This window comes from Pseudomonas sp. GV047 (genome assembly GCF_003058245.1).
Taxonomy (GTDB): Bacteria; Pseudomonadota; Gammaproteobacteria; order Pseudomonadales; family Pseudomonadaceae; genus Aquipseudomonas; species Aquipseudomonas marginalis.
In genome coordinates, this window is record NZ_QCWA01000003.1 from 76,130 (window position 1) to 96,388 (window position 20,259).

Here is a 20,259-nt window from a genome sequence, read left to right on the forward strand (position 1 = left end):
AATCTGGGTAGGGGCTTGCTTCAGTCAAGAGCGAACACTGTAACTGACTGGAATTAGGGCGAGCCCCCTCCCACATTTGATCTCTGGCGCCTGATAGACTCTCCACACTTTCCCCGCCCGCGAGCCCCCCCATGCTCCACGTGTTATTCAGCGTTTACCTGAAGATGCTGGTGCTCTACAGCCCGTTCTTCGTGCTGTCCTGCTTTATCAGCCTGACCCGTGGTTATTCGAGTAAAGAGCGGCGGCGCCTGGCCTGGAAAGTAGCGCTGGCGACCCTGGTGTCCAGCGTGTTGCTCTACCTGTTCGGCCGGGTGATCTTCAGCGTGTTCGGCATCACCGTGGATGCCTTTCGCATCGGCGCCGGCAGTGTGCTGTTTATCTCCGCCCTGGGCATGGCCCAGGGCAAGTCGGCCGTGCAGACCGACAATGTGCAGCAGGACGTGACCATCGTGCCGCTGACCATTCCCCTCACGGTCGGCCCCGGCACCATCGGTGCGCTGTTGGTCATGGGCGTCAGCCAACCGCACTGGGATGACAAGATCACGGCCATCCTCAGCATCGCCCTGGCCAGCCTCACGGTCGGTGTGGTGCTGTACCTGTCCAACCGTATCGAACGGATTCTCGGTGACCAGGGCTTGCAGATTGTCAGTCGGTTGATGGGATTGTTCGTGTGTGCCCTCGCCGCGCAAATCATCTTTACCGGGGTGCGCGGCTACCTGGTGCCTTAGATCCGGTATTTGGCGATCGCCGACTGCACCTTGTCGCCCGCGCTCTCGCGCATCAGCTGGATGGTTTTTTCGTTGACCATCGAGGTATTCAGCACCAGGCAGGTCTGCCCGCTGAAGGCCTCGAACGAGGAACTGTCCCACTCCAGAAACGGCAGCCCCACCTGTTTGTTCACGCCTTGGGTGCTGTACGTCACCAGCACCATCATCAATTCGCCGTCGGTTTCGGCGCAGGATGCCAGGCCGAAATCACCGCCCTGGTGCACCGTACTGTTGCGCTTGAACAGTTCGAATGAACTCGGTTGCTGCTTCAGTGCCTCCAGCGCATCGGCTGCCAGTTTCGGCAGCGCCGTAACCAGCGGTCCCGAAACCGACGCCCCCGCCAGTATCGTGGCGATGATATTCAGCGCCGCCAATTGCACGGTCAGGCCCTTGCCCGACTGTGAGACCCGCTTGAAACTGCTGCGCACCGGCAGCCAGCCCAGGCTGATCATCACCTTGATAAATTCGTCGTACCAGGCCTCGGTACCTCGCTGGATCTTCAATACATCGCTGACGTAGCTGCTGGCCAGCAGATAGCTTTTGCGGATGTATTCCCGGTTCAACCCGGACAGCCCCTCGGCAAACGAAATCACGCTGTTGTTGACCACCGCCGCGTTGCAGTCGTCCTCCGTGTCGAGCGGCAATGAGGGCTGCGCACCTCGCGCCCTCGGCAATGTGTAGCGCGCAATCAACTTGCGCCGTTTTGTGTTGTTGATCCTTCTGTGATGTCGCTCCATTTCAGTTCTCCACAAACACCCCGGCTCGGGGCTTGTGTCCACACTAGTCCAGTCAGCGGCGGCTCTTCCATGCCACAAACATCGCTTGCCGGAACGCGGCAAAAAACGCTGCCCAGCAATGACAGGGCGCCCCTCGTGGCCTTCCGGCTTTCGTCACTCAAAAAAGAAAAAGCCCCGAGCAACAGCAGGTGATCACCCATTGTCATTCGGAGCTTTCGTGCAGCCATCCAGGCGTTTTCAGGAGGCGGGTTTTGCACCGTACCAGCGCGGTGTGTACACCCATTCACCGCCACCGGCGCGAGGGAATGTGCAGGTAGTGGATGAGCCGACCAGCACCATGGTGCGCATGTCCACCTGGTCTGGCGTGAGTTGCCCGAGGGTGGTGACGCGCAGGGTCTGGCCGGGGCGACCGATATCGCGACCCAGCACCACCGGGGTCTCAGGCCTGCGGTGTTGCGCGACGATTTCCAGGGCGCGCCCCAGCTGCCAAGGCCGCGAACGCGAGATCGGGTTGTAGAACGCCAGGGCCAGGTCGGCCTGGGACGCGAGGTCCAGGCGCTTTTCGATGATCGACCAGGGCTTGAGGTTGTCCGACAGCGACATCACGCAAAAGTCGTGGCCCAACGGCGCGCCGGCCTGGGCGGCAGTGGCCAGGGAGGCCGAAACCCCCGGCAGGATTTCCAGGTCGACCTGATGCCACGCCGGATCGCCGGACTCGTGCAACGCCTCGATCACCGCCGCCGCCATGGCGAAGACGCCCGGGTCGCCGGACGACACCACCACCACCGAACGCCCCTGGGCGGCCAGCTCGAAGGCGTGGCGGGCGCGCTGCATCTCTTCGCGGTTATCGGTGCAATGCTGTACCTGATCGTCACGGAACGGCCCGGCCATGCGCACGTAGGTTTCATAGCCCAGCACATCGGTGCAGCGCGCCAGCTCGGCCTTGACCGCCGGCACCATCAGCTCGGCGGCGCCAGGGCCCAGGCCGATCACGGCAAGGCGGCCGCGGCAGCGGCCGACCTGGGCCAGCTCCAGCGGTTGGTCAGCCACCTCGATGACAATATCGGCAGCCTGGGTAACGCCGCCAAAGCGCAGCGGCACGCCCAACGCCGACGCGGCTTCGTGCAACGACGGGTCAGCCATCTGCGTATCGCTGGCCAACAGGCACGCCAGGGATTGCACGGCAATACCCGCCTCGTGCAAGGCCGCGCGCACACGCTCGGCCAACTGCGCACCCGGCTTGCAGGTCACGCACACCGTCTTTGGATAGATCAGCAACTCGTTGGCGGCAGGCACACGCTCGGCACTGCCCACGTGAATGGCTAGATGCGCCTGTTGGTCCTGAGGCAAATTCGCCTGGTCCAACCACGGTGCCGCACCTTCGATGCGCACGCTTTCGCCCGCCAGCAGGTCGGACACGAAGCGCTTGCCCAGTTCCAGGTCTGCCAGCTCATAACCCGCAGGCGGGTTGAGCAGGCAGGTGCCGAAACGCAGCTCGCCACTGGTGGTGATCGCCGCAGCGACACCCAGTGCTGCCGCGATGTCCCGCGCCATGACGTTCACACCGCCAAGACCACCGAGCAACGGCACCACGGCGCTGCCATCTTCCGCCACGGCCAGCACGGCGGGTTCTTCGCCTTTCTCCAGCAGCAGCGGCGCCAGGGTGCGGATCACGATGCCGGCCGCACACAGGGCGATCAGCGGCGTGCCCTGCTGGTAGAGCTGACGCAGGGTCGCGCCGAATTCGCCGTAAGGCTGGTCCGCCCCCTCAACCCGCCCGGCCAGGCCGTGGATCAGTGCCCCAGGGTAAACCTGCTGGATCCTGCGCGCGGTGGCCAGGCTGCCCTGGCCCAGAATGACAATCGCCGGGGTCATCAACCTTGCCACCGTTCACCCGGCACGATGATCAGCGAGAAGTACGGCGAAGACATCGGCTCCACCTGGTCCAGCGCCACGATTTTCTGGTTGGCCATGGTCGCGCGCTCCACATACAGTGCGCGCTCGGCCAGGCCGAGTTCTTCGAGTACCTGGCGCACCTTGGGGAAGTTGCGCCCCAGCTTCATGATCACCGCCGCGTCGGCATCCGCCAGGCGGCGCTTGAGGTCTTCGTGGGGCAATACGCCCGACAGCACCGACAGGCTCTGGTTGCGATACACCAACGGCGCGCCCAGCACCGAGGCGCCGCCAAGCATCGAGCACACACCGGGGATAACCTCGGCTTCGTAGCGCTCGGCCAAGCGGTCATGCAAATACATATAGGAGCCGTAGAAGAACGGGTCGCCTTCACAGATCACCGCCACGTCGCGACCGGCGTCCAGGTGCACGGCCACCTCGACACTGGCGGTGTCGTAGAAGTCGCTGATCACTTGTTCATAGGACAACGGCGCCGGCAGCGCTTCGGTGGTCACCGGGTACACCAGCGGCATCAGGGTTTGCTGTGGCACCAGGTGGTCTTCGATGATGCCGAAGGCGTTACCCTTCTTGCCCTTGGCCACGAAATACGCCACCACCGGCGATTCGCGCAGCAGGCGCAGGGCCTTGAGGGTAATCAGTTCCGGGTCGCCGGGGCCGACGCCCAGGCCGATCAAACGTCCGCGTGCCGGCATTATTCGACCTCCGTGGCGAGCGCATTCACCGCCGCGGCGGCCATGGCACTGCCGCCCAGGCGGCCCTGCATGATCACGAACGGTACGCCGCGGCTGTCCGCTGCCAGCATCGCCTTGGATTCGGCCGCGCCGACAAACCCGACCGGGAAGCCGAGGATCAACGCCGGTTTTGGTGCACCCGCGTCGAGCATTTCCAGCAGGTAGAACAACGCCGTCGGCGCATTGCCGATCACCACCACGCTGCCTTCCAGGTGCGGACGCCAAAGCTCCAGGGCCGCAGCGGAACGGGTATTGCCCAGCTCCCGCGCCAACTCCGGCACGCTGTCGTCGCGCAGGGTGCAGATCACCGGGTTGTTGGCCGGCAGGCGCGCACGGGTCACGCCTTCGGAGACCATCCGCGCATCACACAGAATCGGCGCACCAGCGGCCAGCGCATCGCGCCCGGCCTTGCCCGCACCGGTGGAGAACTGCAGGCCATCAATGGCCTCGACCATGCCGCAGGCATGGATCACCCGCACCGCGAGTTTCTCCAGGTCGGCCGGGATACGCTCCAACTTGGCTTCCGCGCGAATAATGGCGAAGGAGTTGCGATAGATCTCCTGACCGTCGCGGATGTAATCAATCATCGGTGTTGCTCCGTGGGTGAGCGCGCAGCAAGGCGCCCGCCGCTTCAATGGAAAGGGTGCGTGCGTGCAGCCGGCCGAAACCGGGGTGGGCTGCATCGCGAAAATACAGGTCGTAGTGGCCGGGGCTCACCGCCAGCAAGGTGACCGGCGCGATATGTGCGGCGGCGCAGGAACGCGAGCAGCCGGACAGGTGCACGTCATGGCCGGGATGCAGCGCGGCCAAGTGCACGGCGTCGGCCTTGGTGTCGGCGAGGGCTTTGGCGCAGCCGCTGGAACCGGTGCAGGCGATCACGCGGGCCAAGGGTTGGTCGACGGTGCAGAGGAAGCCCAGTTGCGCCAGGCGTTGGGTTACGGCGTGAGGTTTTTCGACGTTGGGCAGTAACACACCTTGCCAGGGGGTGAAGCGCAATGTGCCGTCGCCATATTCGCTGGCGAGCTGCGCCACGCCTGTGAGCATCGTCGAATCCAGGCGCCCCAAGGGTGCGATGGCCGCGACGTAGAATTGATTGCTTTGAGCCTGTGGATAACTCCCGAGGTGCAGCAAAGCGCCGCTGGGCGGGCGTTTGAAGCCATCGGCCGGCAGCAGCGGCAGGCTGAGGCGGCTCAGCAACTTATCCACAGCCAGGTGGCGCATGCGGGTTTGTTCCGGGGTGGCGAGGTCAAGAAACCCCTCCAGCACCGCCACCACCAACCCATGGCCCTGTGCCAACGGCACGGCGGCCAACGGCGCATCCTGCCCTGGACAACCCGCCAGGCCGAACGCAAGGAGCGTCTCGCCATTGCGTACGAACGCCGACAGCCACAGATCATGATGATGCTCGAGCATCGCCAGGGCCTCGCCGCCGTCCAGTTGCACGGCGAACTTGGCCGACAGCTCATGGAAACGCGGACGGTTTTGCAGGCTGGCGAGAATCTGCTCGGCCAGCGGCCGGGTGTCGAACAGCATCTGCGGGTCGATACCGGCGCTGGGGCTGAGCATCAGGTTGCGCACGTCATCGCCAGCGGCGTTACTCGGGCCCAGGTCGGCAGCCAGCAGCATGGCGATCAAGGCGTCTTGCTCGGCACCGATCCCACGTATCTGCAGGTTGGCGCGGTTGGTCGCCTCGATCACCCCGCCCGCATAGGCCTGGGCCGCGTCCGCCACGGCACAGGCCTGGGCGGCGCTGATCGAGCCACCGGCCAGTTTGATCCGGCAGATGCCGCCATCCAGCGCCTGGACGATACGCAGCAACCCCGGACAAGCCGAGGGGCGCAAGGTATTCACAGCGGGCGTTGGGTTCACGGGGCTACCGGTTGACGGGTAAAGGCGCGGTATTATGCCTGCTTTGTCCGGCGGCATGAAAAGCCTGCCCGTCGGATGTCGCTCAAGGAATTGATATGTCGCCCTGGCTGACGGTTGTAGGCATCGGTGAAGACGGCTTCAAGGGGCTGGGCAGGAATGCCCGGCATGCCCTGTTGCGCGCTTCGCGGATTATAGGTGGTCAGCGCCAGTTGGACCTGTTGCCGGTGTGTATTCGCGGTGAGCGCCAGGTGTGGCCGAGCCCGTTCTCCCTGGAACCGGTACTGGCGCGGCGTGGCGAGCCTGTGTGCGTGCTGGCCAGTGGTGACCCGATGTTTTATGGCGTGGGGGCCAGCCTGGCGCGACAGGTGGCGGCTGAAGAACTGCTGATTTTGCCGGCGCCGTCGTCGGTGTCGTTGGCGGCGGCGCGGCTGGGCTGGCCGTTGCAGGAGGTGGTGACGCTGTCCGTAGTGGCCCGGCCAGTGGCGGCGATCAATGCGCATCTGGCCACAGGTGTGCGTTTATTGGTACTGAGTAATGACGGCGGCAGTCCCGCGTTGATTGCTGCGTTGTTGGCTGAATCCGGGTTTGGGCCCAGCCGATTGACAGTATTTGAACACCTGGGCAGCACAAATGAGCGGCGCATCGACGGTTTGGCTGAGGATTGGCAGCACGCCTGTGTCGCCGATTTGAACCTGGTCGCCATCGACTGCGTGGCCTCCAGCGACACACCACGTCTGTCGCGCCTCGCTGGCTTGCCCGATTCCGCCTTCCAGCACGACGGCCAACTGACCAAACGCGATGTGCGCGCCATGACCCTCGCCCGCCTCGCCCCGATGCCCGGCGAACTGCTGTGGGACGTGGGTGCGGGCAGCGGCTCCATCGGTATCGAATGGATGCGCGCCCATCCGAGCTGCCGAGCATTGGCAATTGAAGCAGACGAAGGCCGCCAGGGCCTTATTGAACACAATCGCGACGCTCTCGGCGTGCCCGGTTTGCAGTTGGTTCGTGGCAAAGCCCCGGAAGCGTTGCACGGCCTTACAGCTCCCGACGCCATCTTCATCGGCGGCGGCGTCACCCGCGACGGTGTGCTCGACACCTGTTGGCAACACCTGCGCCCCGGCGGTCGGTTGGTGGCCAATGCCGTCACCCTGCAAAGCGAAATGACCTTGATGAACTGGCGCGCGGCGCATGGCGGCGAACTGACGCGCATCCACGTCGCTCAGGCCCAGCCACTGGGTGAGTTCGATACGTGGCGCCAGGCGCTTCCAATCACCCTGCTGGACGTGGTCAAGCCGCGATGAAACGCATCCTGCTGCTGGGCGGTGTGACCGAAGCGCTGGCTATCGCGCGCACCTTGGGGCCGGCGCATATCTACAGCCTGGCGGGTGTGGGGCGTGTGCCTACCGATCTTACCTGCCAGGTGCGTGTCGGCGGTTATGGCGGCGCCGAAGGCTTGGCGCAGTTTGTTCGCGACGAACAGATCAGCCTGATCCTCGACGCGACCCATCCGTATGCGGCGCAGATCAGCCGCAATGCCGCCGAGGCTGCACGGTTGGGCGGTGTGCCGTGTTGGGCATTGCGTCGCCCGGCGTGGCAGCCGCAGGCCGGCGATGACTGGCGGGAGGTCAGTGACTGGGCTGAGTTGATCGACGCCTTGAAACCCTTCAAGCGTCCGCTGTTCACCTTGGGCCGCGAGCCATTGCAGCATCTCGACGAAATCCCCGCCGAGCAGTTCTGGACGTTGCGCGCGCTGGATGTGTATCCGGGGAATGATCGCTGTGAAGTGATCGGCGCGCGCGGACCGTTTCTGATCGAAGATGAACGCGCGTTGTTTGAACGGCGTGGGATCGATGTGCTGATCAGCAAGAACAGTGGCAGCACCGCCACCGAGCCGAAATTGGAAGTGGCGCGGGAACGGGGGGTGCCGGTGTTGGTGTTGAAGCGGCCGGTGTTGGCGGCGGTGGATCGGGAGCTTTTGTCGCCCGCAGAAACAATCGATTCGTTGGCAGATTTCATTCGATAGATCAGGATCATCCGCCACCCTCTATCCAATCTTTTTGTTACCTCAAGGGACGGCGATGAACCCACAACACGAAGTGCTAAACTCCAGGAACAGTTCAAGCCAGGCCCAACGGTATTCAGGAGCTGACATGATAGAAGTTAAAGAAGCCGTACAACTCGCCAAGGCGGTCGCAAACGACTTTCTCGGGCAAGAAACAGCACTACAAGACCTGATGCTTGAGGAAGTAGAGTTAGACCCAGACAATAAAACCTGGGCAATAACACTGGGCTTCAATGTCCCCAACCCTAATAACTATGAAAGGCTAGGCGCATCTTTAGCCGGACAAATGCATGCAAGAAAATACAAAACATTCATCATCGACTCGGAGACTGGCGAGTTCCGCTCCATGAAGATTCGCGAAGTATGATCGAAGCCTACATCAAGCAATACCGAAGAAAAGGAATCATCGTTGATACTAACTTGCTGCTTCTGGCACTGATAGGAGGAACGTCCAGCATCGTGGAGTTCAAGAGAACACGCGGCTACAGCGATGCAGACTATCAACTTTTGCTCAAAGTGATTGACCAGTTCGAAAAACTTGTTTCAACCCCTCACATTCTCGCTGAAGTCAGCAACCTGACAAATGGACTTCATGGAAACAAGCTGCGCGATTTTTATGCAACGTTAAAAAACTCACTATCAACAATAATCGAGGTCCATCATCCAGCCTTGGATATAAGTCGCGATTATGAGCTTTCACCCTACGGCCTTACCGACGTTGGCATTGTTGCCGCAGCAAAAGATAACTATCTGGTTTTGACTGACGATCTCAGAGTCGCTGGGTTTGCTCATCAGCACTGCGTAGATGTCGTCAACTTCAATCATATACGGGAAGCCAGCTGGGAGGTCTAAGACCTGCCACACGATCATTCCCACACATATGCGCAGGAACGATCGCTCATCGAACTTGTTAACTACTCGCGGCGGTTGCCTGCCCTGCTCCTTCGTGCACCCTGTCAGCGAGCAATTGTGCCAGCTCGATCAACTGCGCAACGCCCAGTAATTCCTCGCGTGGTGCGCCTTCCAGGTTAAAGGCAAGGTCGCAACTCAGCGCGTTGGCCGAGGCAAGTGTTTCGCTGAGGTTGACCAACAGGTCTTCGGTGCTGATGCCATCGGCCACGGTGAACAGCCGGACGGGGGGATTGGGGGTGGGTTTGATCATTGTGAAGCTCCTCAGGAATGTGGAGCTGCCACTGATTCGCCGCGACGCGATAGGGTGGCAGCTGTACGCAGGTTCGCGGACCGGTCCCGAGGCAACCCGGCATACCCAAAGGTATCCCGCGCACAGCCGCCATAGCGCCGCACAGTAGACGATAAAAAAGCATCAACTGAAAGCAGACGATAGCGCTTTTGCTCTTAGGAAGTCGGGCCGCGACGCCCGTCCGCGGCATTTGCAGCGGTGTACGAAGACTAGAGATTGAGTTTCCTACCGGCAACCTCAAAGAGTTGTCGGAAGTTTCTGTGGAACGACCTCATATTCGGGCTGCGCGGCGGATCAAGGAGAATTTACCTACATGCGTAACGGAACCCGCTGACTACCTAGAACCGCATACCCTTGGCGATGATCCTCGACGCTTTGTCCTACGGCGTAAACATGAGGTTCACATGACTAACAAACCCCGTACGCAGCACCTGACTCGACCTGCTGAAAGCACAATTATCGAGCACATAATCGCGAACCCAGAGTTCGCGCACGCGCTAAGCCTTGAGGCCGACGAACTAAAATTGGATGAACCCGAAGTCGCAGCTCGATTAAACCAATGGCTGGAAAAAGCCCAATACCTATCTGACAGAAAGACGACGTTCACAGTTTTCGACGCTGCTGACCATCTCCACACACAAGAAGAGATGGATGCTTTCCTTGAAGCCTGTATCGAAGAAGACCCAGGCGATGGCTCATTGATCAAGGTGGCGCGAGCCGACATTGCCCGCGCGACTCGCAGGCTCAACGCGAAGCAATAGCCACACACAATCCAAAATGTGGGAGGGGCGTTGACTTGAAGATCGGCATCCTCTCGATTCCCCGTCTATCCTCAAACCCAGCACTGCGACACCAAACCACACCACCACTTTTTACTTATCCCCCCCGATCAGGCTAAATACCCGCCTGATCGTTTAACCCTACGGATTGTCCGCCATGGCCCGTCAACGCTTTGCAATTGCCTGGATCGCCTGCCTTGCAGTGCTGTTCAACGCCTTTGCCATGCCAATGGCCAGCGCGATGCAACAATCCAAGGACCCCGTGCAGCAATTGCTGTGGGGCAGTTTCTGTTCGTCCAATGGCGCCAGCCTGAAGACCATTGCCCTGGGCAAGCTGGAGATTCCGGCGCCGCAGCCGGACGATCATTCCACCATGCAGCATTGCTGGTGTTGCTCGGGCTCGGCGCCGTTGGTGGCGTTGCCGGGGCATGTGCCGCAGTTGTATCTCACGCGATTCGAGACGGTACAGCGTCAACCACACACCCCATTGCAAACCCCCACCCCGCGCCAGCAATGGCCGAGCCTTAACCCCCGCGCCTCTCCAACGTCCTGATCTTCTTCGCAAGTGAACTGCGTTTAGAACCGTTCTGGAGAACTGCCATGCTTAAATCTTCCCTGCTTCTGGCTGCGTTGCTGCTGCCGGTGTTCAGTGCTGCCAATGCCGAAGACTACAAGGCCGGCGACCTGCTGGTCAGCGATCCCTGGTCCCAGGAATTGCCGCCCAACGCGCCCACCGTCGCCGCGTATTTCGTGATTCATAACACCGGCGCTACCCCGGACCGCCTGCTCAGTGTCGACACACCAGTGGCCGACAAGGCCGAGCTGCATGAGCATGTGATGCAGGGCGACTTGATGAAGATGCAGCAAGTCCCCAGCGTTGCCGTACCGGCCAAGGGTGACCTGACCTTCGCGCCCATGGCGTATCACGTCATGTTGCTGGGCCTCAAGGACCGCAGCCTGCTGGCCGATGGCAAGCAATTCCCGCTGACCCTGACCTTTGAAAAAGCCGGCAAGGTCGAGGTGGAAGTGTCGGTACAGAAAGTACCGCCGATGGCCGGCCACGCGCACAAGCACCCTCAATAGACTGACTCCAGATGGGCGCCCCTCGCGCCAGGCTATCCCCACACCGCCGCGTGAAGCGCGGCAGTTGGATCAGCCTGTTCGCCATGCTGATGATCTTTATCGGTCCGCTGATTTCCCAAGCGATGCCGATGGATCATCACGCCGGTATGTCGATGAACATGTCCATGGACATGCCCGGCGACCACGGCGACGCCCATCACAAGAAAGCCCCTGACGAACACCACGCGCTCTGGTCCAAGTGCGGCTATTGCGACTTGCTCTACAGTTGCCCGGCCCTGCCCGGCAGCGTGTCATTCACGGCCATCGGTACCCCGCCGCCGGCCAATGCCCTTACCCCCGCACCGCGCCTGGGCCATGCCCGGCAGAGCATCTTCCCCGGCGCCCGCAGCCGCGCCCCGCCCATCGCCTCGTAAGCCCCTGCCACCGTTACTTCACCCCGGCCGACTTTAGACAGACAGCCGCAGGCTGCTGGCCGTGTTGTTTACGATTGATTGATGGAATTTGTCATGTCCAGGTTTACTGCTGACTCCCGTTTGGGAAGCACCTCTGTGCTCGCTGCCCTATGCGGCGCCCTGCTCGTTCCCCACGCCCAGGCCGATGAACACGCCGAGCATGAGCTGACGCCCACGGTGATCACCGCCATTGCGCCCAGCTCGCCGCTGACCGTGGTCACCAACCCCAAAGACCCACGCCAACCGGTGCCCGCCAGCGACGGCGGCGACTACCTCAAGACCATCCCCGGCTTCGCCCTGGTACGCAACGGCGGCACCAATGGCGACCCGGTGCTGCGCGGCATGTTCGGCTCGCGCCTGAACATCCTCACCAACGGCAGCATGATGCTCGGCGCCTGCCCCGGCAGGATGGATGCGCCGACCTCCTACATTTCGCCGGAAACCTACGACAAGCTCACCGTGATCAAGGGCCCGCAGACCGTACTCTGGGGCCCCGGTGCTTCAGCCGGCACCATCCTGTTCGAGCGCGAACCGGAACACTTCGGTGAACTCGGCACGCGGCTCAACGCGAGTGTGCTGGCCGGCTCCAACGGGCGCTTCGACAAGGTCATCGATGCCGCCGCCGGTGGGCCGCTGGGCTATGTGCGGGTGATCGGCAACCAGGCCCATGCCGATGACTACAAGGACGGCAACAACGATACCGTCGCCTCGCGCTACGACAAATGGAATGGCGACGTCGCCGTCGGCTTCACCCCGGATGCCGACACCCTGCTGGAGCTCACCGCCGGCCGTGGCGACGGCGAAGCGCGTTACGCCGGGCGCGGCATGGACGGTTCGCAGTTCCTGCGCGAAAGCCTGGGCCTGCGCTTCGAAAAATCGAATATCGGCGAAGTGCTGGATAAGGTCGAAGCCCAGGTCTACTACAACTACGCCGACCATGTGATGGACAACTACAGCCTGCGCACGCCCTCGGGCACCGGGATGATGGCCGGCCCCATGGCCTCCAACGTCGACCGCCGCACCCTCGGCGCGCGCATCAAGGCCACCTGGCGCTGGGCCGATGTGCAACTGATCAGCGGCCTGGATGCGCAGACCAACGAACACCGCCAACGTAGCAGCATGGGCATCGACACCTACAAGGACTTGCCCAAGGTCAAGGACGCCAACTTCCACAACTACGGCGTATTCGGCGAACTGACGTGGTACGCCGCCGACCGTGACCGCCTGATCACCGGCGCGCGCCTGGACCGCGCCTCGGCCAAGGATTTCCGGCAAACCACCGGCTCCGGGATGAGTGCACGCGCCAACCCGACCGCCGACGACACCCGCGCCGATACGTTGCCCTCGGGTTTTATGCGTTATGAGCACGACCTGGCCGACAGCCCGACCACCCTCTATGCCGGCCTGGGCCACTCGGAGCGCTTCCCGGATTACTGGGAGCTGTTCTCGCCCAACACCGGCGCAGTCGGCTCGGTCAACGCCTTCGACGGCGTGAAGCCGGAGAAAACCACCCAGCTCGACGTCGGCGCGCAGTACAAAGCCGACAACCTCGAAGCCTGGGCCTCGGGCTACGTCGGCCAGGTGCGTGACTTCATCCTGTTCGACTACCGGGCGGGGATGATGGGCACCACCTCCCAGGCGCGCAATGTGGACGCGCGCATCATGGGAGGTGAACTCGGCGCGGCCTACAAACTGACGCAGAACTGGAAAGCCGATGCCACCCTCGCCTACGCCTGGGGCAAGAACAGCAGCGACGGCAAGGCCCTGCCGCAAATGCCACCGTTGGATGCACGCTTCGGCCTGACCTACAGCGAAGACGACTGGAGTGCCGGCGCGTTGTGGCGGGTAGTGGCGGCGCAGAACCGCATCGACCAGAACAAGGGCAATGTGGTCGGCAAGGACTACGACAAGAGCGGCGGTTTTGGCGTGTTCTCGGTCAATGGCGCCTATCGCATCAACAAGAATTTCAAGGTCAGCACCGGCGTCGACAACCTGTTCGGCAAAGCCTACGCCGAGCACCTGAACCTGGCCGGCAACGCCGGGTTCGGCTACCCGGCCAACGACCCGCAGGCCATCAAGGAGCCGGGGCGCACCCTGTGGACCAAGGTTGACATGAGCTTCTAAAAGCATCGCGGGCAAGCCCCCTCCCACAGTTGGAATGCATTCCACATGTGGGAGGGGGCTTGCCCCCGATAGCAGTCTGACCAACGACAAAAAATTCAAGCTTTGCGGAGCATCCCTGATGACCACTCAAAAAGTTTCCTTCTACAACCTGGCCTGGCGCTGGCACTTCTACGCCGGCCTCTTCGTCGCCCCTTTCATGGTGCTGCTGGCCCTGACCGGCATCATCTACCTGTTCAAACCCCAGCTCGATCCGCTGATGTACAGCGACCTGCTCAAGGTGCAAAGCGCCGAGCACGCCTTGAGCGCCGACGAACAGTTGCAACGCGCCCAGGCGGCCTTTCCCCAGGGCAAGATCAGCAAGTACCTGCCACCCGCCGACGCCACCAGCAGCGCGCAGTTCGTGATGCACGACGGCGGGCGCGAAGTGACAGTGTTCGTCGACCCCTATCGTGGCACCGTACTCGGTGAGCAGGATGCGAAAAACAACCTGCAAGCCATCGCCCGCGCCCTGCACGGCGAGCTGATGATCGGCACCGTCGGCGATCGCCTGGTGGAGCTCGCCGCCGGTTGGGGCGTGATGCTGGTGGTGTCCGGCCTGTACCTGTGGTGGCCACGCGGCAAAACGTCGGCCGGGGTGTTATGGCCGCGTTTCACGAGCCGTGGCCGCGTGTTCTGGCGTGACCTGCATGCCGTCGCCGGCTTCTGGGGCGCGGCGTTTCTGCTGGTGATGCTGCTCAGCGGCATGACCTGGACCGGCTTCTGGGGCAAGCAATACGCCGACCTTTGGAACACTTTCCCGGCGGCGATGTGGAACAACGTGCCGCAGTCCGATCAGCAGGCGCGGGTGCTCAATACCGCAACGCAACAGACCGTGCCCTGGGCCATGGAAAACACGCCGATGCCGATGTCCGGCGACCATGCCGAACACATGAACCACGGCGCCATGCACGCTGCTCCCGCCGCGCCCACGGTGCGCCTGCAACAGGTGGTGGACCTGGCCACGGCACGCAAGGTCGAGCCCGGCTACAGCATCACTTTCCCCACCACCGCCGAGGGCGTGTTCACCGTCGCGGTGTTCGCCGACGACCCGCGCAACGACGCCACCCTGCATGTGGACCAGTACACCGGCAAAGTCCTCGCCGATGTGCGCTGGGCGCACTACAACACCGTGGCGCGGGCCACCGAGACCGGCGTGATGCTGCACGAGGGCAAGATGTTCGGCTGGGTGAACCAGCTGATCGTGCTGCTGATCTGCCTGATGATCCTGCTCAGCGCGGTGAGTGGCGTGTTGATCTGGTGGAAGCGTCGGCCCCAGGGCGGCCTGGGAGTTCCGCCGTTGCGTCATGACCTGCCGAAGTGGAAAACCGCGATGGTGATCATGCTCGGGCTGGCGCTCCTGTTCCCGCTGGTGGGCGCCTCGTTGATCGCGGTCTGGGCGCTGGATCGCCTGGTGTTTTCACGGTTGTTCAGCCAACGTGAATCCACCTCAGGTTCGCTATGAAGTAGGCGAGATGCCCTACATAGAGGCGTTAGGTAGTCTTACGCGGGCTTTCGCCAAAGACGCAGGAAGTGTTAACTTATAACACTTACTGCATACCTCAGCTCGCCGCGCCCAGCGGCGAGCACCGCCTCGAAGAAGCGATTTTCCGCCCAATGAACAAGTACCTAGTGTCCGGCCTGTGCCTGCTCGCCCTGCATGACAGCGCCCAGGCCCTGACCCTGCCCGCCAGCCCGGTGACCGCAGCGGCCGTGGATGACCAACACGTCGACCTGAACACACCGACCACCGCAGGCTCGCGCCTGAATCTCAGCGCGCTGCAAACCCCGGGCAGTGTCGAAAGCCAGACCGGCACGCAGATCCGCGCGCGTGGCGACGCCAGCGTGCAGGACGCCATTTCCCGTGCCACCGGCATCAGCCGCACCGGCACACCGGGCGATGGCGGCACCTCGCTGGCGGCCCGTGGCTTTACCGGCCAGGGCTCGGTGATGCAACTGTACGACGGCACCCGCATGTACATGGGCATGGGCACCTCGACCTTCCCGGTGGACACCTGGGCGGTGGAACGCGTAGACGTTTTGCGCGGCCCGGCCTCGGTGCTGTACGGCGAAGGCGCCACCGGTGCGGTGATCAATACCGTGCCGAAAAAACCCTTCGAAGGCGAGATCGAAAACCACCTCCGCCTCGGCTACGGCGCCTACGATCGCCAGCAACAAGCCCTGGACAGCGGCGGCTCGCTGACCGACACCCTGAGCTATCGCCTGAACCTCAACCGCCTGCGCAGCCACGGCTTTATCGACCATGGCGACTCCAGCAGCGACTTCGTCAGCGGCGCCCTGCGCTGGCAGGCGGCGGACAACCTGAGCTTCACCCTGGCCAGCGACTACGGCGACCAGCGCCCGCAGAACTACTTCGGCACGCCGCTGATCAATGGCCAGTTGCACAAGGGCCTGCGCGACAAGAACTACAACGTCAGCAACGACACCCAGCACTACAACGACCAGTGGACGCGCCTGACCAGCGAGTGGCAGATCACTGACAACGTCAGCGCCACCAATGAACTGTTCTACCTGAAGAACCAGCGCCGCTGGCAGAACGCCGAGAACTACAACGTCACCAACGGGCAACTGACCCGCAGCGGCAACTTCGGCATCAAGCACAACCAGGAACAGGTCGGCGATCGCCAGACCTTCACCTTCAAGCACAGCCTGTTCGGCCTCGACAGCCAGACGGTGACGGGCGTGGAATACAACCGCATCCGTTTCCGCCTGGCCAGCAACTCACCGTTCAACGACGTACTGCCCGGCGGCCAGCCGGTGGATATCAACGATCCGGCGCCCGCTCGGTTCGACAGCCAGAACCCGTTCAAACCGCTGTTCGCCACCACCACCAAAACCGTTGCCGGTTTCGCCGAAAACCGCCTGCAACTCACCGACCAACTGGCGCTGGTCACCGGCATCCGCCGCGACTATGCCCACGTCGAGCGCGATGATTTGCGTGACGCCAGCCAAAGCGACAAGACCCTCACCGGTAATAACTGGAAGGCTGGCCTGGTCTACGCAATCACCCCGGACACCTCGGTCTACGGCCAGTACGCCACCAGCACCGACGGGGTCGGCGGCCTGATTTCCCTGAGCCCTGGCCAGCAGCAGTTCGACCTCTCCACCGCCAGGCAAACCGAGATCGGCCTCAAGCAGGCCTTCTGGGATCAACGCGGCGAATGGACAGTGGCGGCCTACCATATCGTCAAGAAGAAACTGCTCACCGACATCCCCGGCAACCCGGACCTCAAGCAGCAAGTCGGCCAGCAATCCTCCAGCGGCCTGGAAGCCAGCCTCGACCTGCAGCTGCCGCACGCCTGGGCGCTGCAAGGCAACGCAGCCATCGTGCGGGCGCAGTACGACGACTTCAAACAGGATGTCGGCGGTGTACAAGTGTCCCGCGACGGCAATCGCCCGGTGGACGTGCCACGCCGCACCGCCAACCTGTGGCTGAGCAAGGCCCTGAGCGACGACATCCGCGCCGGTGCCGGGGTGCGCTATGTCGATGCACGGTATGCCGACATGGCCAACCAGAACGAGCTGCCGAGCTACACCGTGGTCGATGCCACGCTGTCGTGGAAGGCGATGCGCAACACCACCCTGGGCCTGCAACTGAACAACCTGTTCGATCGCACCTACGCGGTCAGCCAGTACAACGACGGCCAGCAATGGATCCTCGGTGAACCGCGCTCGTTCTTCGTCACGGCGGACTACACCTTCTAACTGACCCAAACACCGTTGGATCCCTGCAGGCCTTGAGAGACTTGATGACTTCACTCACCCTCACCCGCATCAACTGGGCCCCGGCGAACCACAGCCAACACCCGTTCCAACTGCGTGACGCAGGCCTTCACGTCGCTGCGGGGGAGTTCGTCGGGCTGATCGGCCCCAACGGCAGCGGCAAGACCAGCCTGTTGCGCTGCGCCTATCGGTTCACCCAGCCGGAGCGCGGCGACGTATTGCTCGCCCACCGGAACCTGTGGAAGCAAGGCGCCAAGTGGTGTGCGCAACGTATCGCCGTGGTGTTGCAGGAGTTCCCGGATGCCTTTGGCCTGCGAGTCGATGAAGTGGTCGCCATGGGCCGCACGCCCCACAAGGGCCTGTTCGACAGCGACACCCTGGAGGATCGGCAGCTGGTGCAACAGGCGCTGGTATCGGTGGGCATGCAGGGCTTTGAAGCGCATGCCTTCGCCACCCTCTCGGGCGGTGAAAAACAGCGCGTCATCCTCGCCCGCGCCCTGGCCCAGCAACCGCAATTACTGATCCTCGACGAACCGACCAACCACCTCGATCCACGCTACCAGCTTGAGCTGTTGAGGCTGGTCAAGCGCCTGGGTATCGGCACCCTGGCCAGCATCCACGACCTCAACCTGGCCGCCGCTTTTTGTGATCGGCTCTACGTGATCGACCACGGGCGCATCGTCGCCAGCGGCACGCCTCACCAGGTGCTGACCACTGAACTGCTGCGCGATGTGTTCGGCGTCGAGGCGCTGATCGACACTCATCCCCTGGCCGACCATCCCCGCATCACCTGGATAACCCCACCATGATCCTGCGCGCCTTCGCCCTTGTGGCCCTGCTGTTCGGTGCTTCACCAGCCTTCGCTGAAGCCACCCATTACCCGGTCACCGTCAAAAGCTGCAACCGCGACGTGACCTTCCAGGAAGCGCCGAAGCATGCGGTGAGCCATGACATCAACATGACCCAGATGATGCTCGCCCTGGGCCTCAAACCGCGGATGGCCGGCTACAGCGGCATCACCGGCTGGAAGTCGGTCACCCCGGACATGGCCCGGACTCTCGATGGCCTGCCGGAACTGGCGAGCAAGTACCCGTCGGTGGAAACCCTGCTCAATGCCAATGTGGATTTCTTCTTTGCCGGCTGGGACTACGGCATGCGCGTGGGCGGCGACCTGACGCCGAACACCCTGCAGCCGCTGGGGATCAACGTGTACGAGCTGACCGAGTCGTGCGCCTTCGTGATGAAGCGCCCGGCCGCGACCCTGGACGACACCTATAACGACCTGCGCAACCTGGGCAGGATTTTCGACGTGCAGGACCGCGCCAATGCCTTGATCGCGCAGATGCAGGCACAGGTCGCCGAGGTGCAGACAGACCTGCCCGCCCACAAGCCGCGCGTGTTCCTCTACGACAGCGGCGAAGACCGCGCCATGACCTCCGGCCGCCTCGGTATGCCCCAGGCGCTGATCGACGCGGCCGGCGGGCGCAACATCCTCGATGACGTCGACGCCAGCTGGACCCGCGTCAACTGGGAGATGGTAGTCGAGCGCAATCCACAGGTGATCGTGATCGTCGACTACAGCGAAGTCACCGCCGATCAAAAACAGCAGTTCCTGCTCAACCACCCGGCGCTGCAAGGGGTGGACGCGATCAGGAACCAGCGCTTTATCGTGATCCCGTATGTACAAGCCACGCCGGGCATCGATAACGTGCTGGCGGTGGAAACCCTGGCCAAGGGGTTCCACGGCGAATGATCACCCGTCGTTACCCCCTGTTGCTTGCCGTCCTGGGCGCATTGCTGCTGGTGTCCTGTGTGATATCCCTGGGCTTTGGCCCGGCGCGGGTACCGGCGGACGTGGTGTGGCGCATCCTGCTGTACAAGGTCTTCGGCATCGGCGAAGTGAGTTGGTCGGCCGGGCAGGCACCTATCGTCTGGCTGATCCGCGTGCCGCGCATGCTGCTGGGGGCGTTGGTGGGGGCCGGGCTGGCGTTGATCGGTGCGGTGTTGCAGGCGGTCACGCGTAATCCGCTGGCCGATCCGCACCTGCTGGGTGTCACTTCCGGCGCGACCCTGGGCGCGGTGATCGTGGTGCTGCATGTAGGCGAGATCATCGGCCTGCTGACCTTGCCCATCGCCGCCTTTATCGGCGCCCTGTGGAGCATGATCGTGGTGCTCGCGGTAGCCAGTCGCAATGGCCGGCTGGAGAGTGATCGCCTGTTGCTGTGCGGCGTGGCAGTGTCGTTCGTGATGATGGCGGCGGCCAATCTGCTGCTGTTCATGGGCGACCATCGCGCCGCCTCGGCGGTGATGTTCTGGATGCTCGGCGGCCTCGGCCTGGCACGCTGGGAACTGCTGGCGATTCCGGGCGCCAGCGTAGTGCTCGGGCTGCTGGTGCTGGTGGGCATGGCCCGCCCGTTGAACGCGCTGATGGCCGGCGAACAGACCGCCGTGACCCTTGGCCTGAACGCCCGCAATGTACGGCTGAAGGTGTTCCTGGTCGCCTCGTTGATGACCGGCGTGCTGGTGTCCATCAGCGGCTCCATCGGCTTTGTCGGGCTGATGGTGCCGCACATCGCCCGGCGCCTGGTGGGCGCCGAGCATCGTCGCTTGCTGCCGGTGTGTGCAGTGCTGGGCAGCCTGTTCCTGGTCTGGGTCGATGTGGCGGCGCGCACCTTGATCGCCCCCGAAGACCTGCCGATCGGCGTGGCCACGGCGGCGATCGGCGGCCTGTTCTTCATCGGCCTGATGCGCAAGCGCTGA

The 20,259-nt window shown here is 62.9% G+C and carries 21 protein-coding genes; 15 read left to right on the forward strand and 6 right to left on the reverse strand.

Translation table 11 applies throughout. The features are described from left to right. The first annotated feature begins 131 nt into the window (after positions 1-131). Positions 132-728, forward strand: coding sequence for a MarC family protein (locus C8K58_RS08760; RefSeq protein WP_003217330.1), 597 nt, complete (start codon positions 132-134; stop codon positions 726-728). On the opposite strand, the gene C8K58_RS08765 is transcribed toward C8K58_RS08760, so the two are convergent. The 5 genes from C8K58_RS08765 to cobG all read right to left on the reverse strand — a co-directional run bounded on the left by C8K58_RS08765 (position 725) and on the right by cobG (position 6,075). Next, positions 725-1,504 (reverse strand): hypothetical protein, encoded by a 780-nt coding sequence (locus C8K58_RS08765; RefSeq protein WP_027607752.1) that lies wholly within the window; start codon positions 1,502-1,504, stop codon positions 725-727. The two genes, C8K58_RS08760 and C8K58_RS08765, sit on opposite strands and share 4 nt — an antisense overlap. A gap of 237 nt (positions 1,505-1,741) precedes the next feature. Beyond that, entirely contained in the window at positions 1,742-3,379 is a 1,638-nt protein-coding gene (cobJ, locus tag C8K58_RS08770) for a precorrin-3B C(17)-methyltransferase (RefSeq protein ID WP_098480451.1), read from the reverse strand. Then, positions 3,379-4,110: a precorrin-2 C(20)-methyltransferase gene (locus tag C8K58_RS08775; protein WP_027607750.1), complete on the reverse strand. Its 732-nt coding sequence runs from the start codon at positions 4,108-4,110 to the stop codon at positions 3,379-3,381. The genes cobJ and C8K58_RS08775 overlap by 1 nt, the downstream gene beginning before the upstream one ends. After that, positions 4,110-4,736, reverse strand: a complete 627-nt coding sequence (locus tag C8K58_RS08780) for a precorrin-8X methylmutase (RefSeq protein ID WP_027607749.1) — start codon at positions 4,734-4,736, stop codon at positions 4,110-4,112. The genes C8K58_RS08775 and C8K58_RS08780 overlap by 1 nt, the downstream gene beginning before the upstream one ends. After that, on the reverse strand, positions 4,729-6,075 hold the full coding sequence (gene cobG / locus C8K58_RS08785) for a precorrin-3B synthase (protein WP_108573606.1): 1,347 nt from the start codon (positions 6,073-6,075) through the stop codon (positions 4,729-4,731). Before cobG ends, C8K58_RS08780 begins: the two co-directional genes overlap by 8 nt. 38 nt (positions 6,076-6,113) lie before the next feature. On the opposite strand from cobG, the gene cbiE reads away from it, so the two are divergent. From cbiE to C8K58_RS08805, 4 genes are all read left to right on the forward strand, one after another. Next, on the forward strand, positions 6,114-7,319 hold the full coding sequence (gene cbiE / locus C8K58_RS08790; RefSeq protein ID WP_108573607.1) for a precorrin-6y C5,15-methyltransferase (decarboxylating) subunit CbiE: 1,206 nt from the start codon (positions 6,114-6,116) through the stop codon (positions 7,317-7,319). Beyond that, positions 7,316-8,041 carry a cobalt-precorrin-6A reductase gene (locus C8K58_RS08795; RefSeq protein WP_108573608.1) on the forward strand — a complete coding sequence of 242 codons (726 nt, stop codon included), beginning with the start codon at positions 7,316-7,318 and terminating at the stop codon, positions 8,039-8,041. The genes cbiE and C8K58_RS08795 overlap by 4 nt, the downstream gene beginning before the upstream one ends. A gap of 127 nt (positions 8,042-8,168) precedes the next feature. After that, positions 8,169-8,447 carry a hypothetical protein gene (locus tag C8K58_RS08800; RefSeq protein ID WP_098480456.1) on the forward strand — a complete coding sequence of 93 codons (279 nt, stop codon included), beginning with the start codon at positions 8,169-8,171 and terminating at the stop codon, positions 8,445-8,447. Then, a complete protein-coding gene (locus tag C8K58_RS08805) occupies positions 8,444-8,932 on the forward strand; it encodes a PIN domain-containing protein (protein ID WP_027607744.1) in 489 nt (162 codons plus the stop codon). Before C8K58_RS08800 ends, C8K58_RS08805 begins: the two co-directional genes overlap by 4 nt. A gap of 58 nt (positions 8,933-8,990) precedes the next feature. On the opposite strand, the gene C8K58_RS08810 is transcribed toward C8K58_RS08805, so the two are convergent. Continuing rightward, the gene (locus C8K58_RS08810) at positions 8,991-9,242 is read right to left on the reverse strand and encodes a DUF6124 family protein (protein ID WP_027607743.1); all 252 of its coding nucleotides are present in this window, start codon (positions 9,240-9,242) and stop codon (positions 8,991-8,993) included. Positions 9,243-9,685: 443 nt separating this feature from the next. Between C8K58_RS08810 and C8K58_RS08815 the strand changes: the two genes are divergently transcribed. The 10 genes from C8K58_RS08815 to C8K58_RS08860 all read left to right on the forward strand — a co-directional run bounded on the left by C8K58_RS08815 (position 9,686) and on the right by C8K58_RS08860 (position 20,259). Continuing rightward, entirely contained in the window at positions 9,686-10,042 is a 357-nt protein-coding gene (locus C8K58_RS08815) for a DNA-binding protein (protein ID WP_043293782.1), read from the forward strand. Positions 10,043-10,217: 175 nt separating this feature from the next. Then, positions 10,218-10,613 carry a DUF2946 domain-containing protein gene (locus C8K58_RS08820; RefSeq protein ID WP_027607742.1) on the forward strand — a complete coding sequence of 132 codons (396 nt, stop codon included), beginning with the start codon at positions 10,218-10,220 and terminating at the stop codon, positions 10,611-10,613. 47 nt (positions 10,614-10,660) lie between these two features. Then, on the forward strand, positions 10,661-11,143 hold the full coding sequence (locus C8K58_RS08825; RefSeq protein WP_027607741.1) for a copper chaperone PCu(A)C: 483 nt from the start codon (positions 10,661-10,663) through the stop codon (positions 11,141-11,143). 11 nt (positions 11,144-11,154) lie between these two features. Then, positions 11,155-11,556 carry a DUF2946 domain-containing protein gene (locus C8K58_RS08830; RefSeq protein WP_108573609.1) on the forward strand — a complete coding sequence of 134 codons (402 nt, stop codon included), beginning with the start codon at positions 11,155-11,157 and terminating at the stop codon, positions 11,554-11,556. A 93-nt stretch (positions 11,557-11,649) separates the two neighbouring features. Then, positions 11,650-13,719, forward strand: a complete 2,070-nt coding sequence (locus C8K58_RS08835; RefSeq protein ID WP_098480459.1) for a TonB-dependent copper receptor — start codon at positions 11,650-11,652, stop codon at positions 13,717-13,719. Positions 13,720-13,837: 118 nt separating this feature from the next. Then, positions 13,838-15,220, forward strand: coding sequence for a PepSY domain-containing protein (locus C8K58_RS08840; protein ID WP_027607738.1), 1,383 nt, complete (start codon positions 13,838-13,840; stop codon positions 15,218-15,220). A 152-nt stretch (positions 15,221-15,372) separates the two neighbouring features. After that, positions 15,373-17,481, forward strand: a complete 2,109-nt coding sequence (locus tag C8K58_RS08845; RefSeq protein ID WP_108573610.1) for a TonB-dependent siderophore receptor — start codon at positions 15,373-15,375, stop codon at positions 17,479-17,481. A gap of 44 nt (positions 17,482-17,525) precedes the next feature. Next, positions 17,526-18,308, forward strand: a complete 783-nt coding sequence (locus C8K58_RS08850) for an ABC transporter ATP-binding protein (protein ID WP_108573611.1) — start codon at positions 17,526-17,528, stop codon at positions 18,306-18,308. Beyond that, a complete protein-coding gene (locus C8K58_RS08855) occupies positions 18,305-19,252 on the forward strand; it encodes an ABC transporter substrate-binding protein (protein ID WP_108573612.1) in 948 nt (315 codons plus the stop codon). Before C8K58_RS08850 ends, C8K58_RS08855 begins: the two co-directional genes overlap by 4 nt. After that, positions 19,249-20,259: an iron ABC transporter permease gene (locus C8K58_RS08860; protein WP_098480463.1), complete on the forward strand. Its 1,011-nt coding sequence runs from the start codon at positions 19,249-19,251 to the stop codon at positions 20,257-20,259. The genes C8K58_RS08855 and C8K58_RS08860 overlap by 4 nt, the downstream gene beginning before the upstream one ends.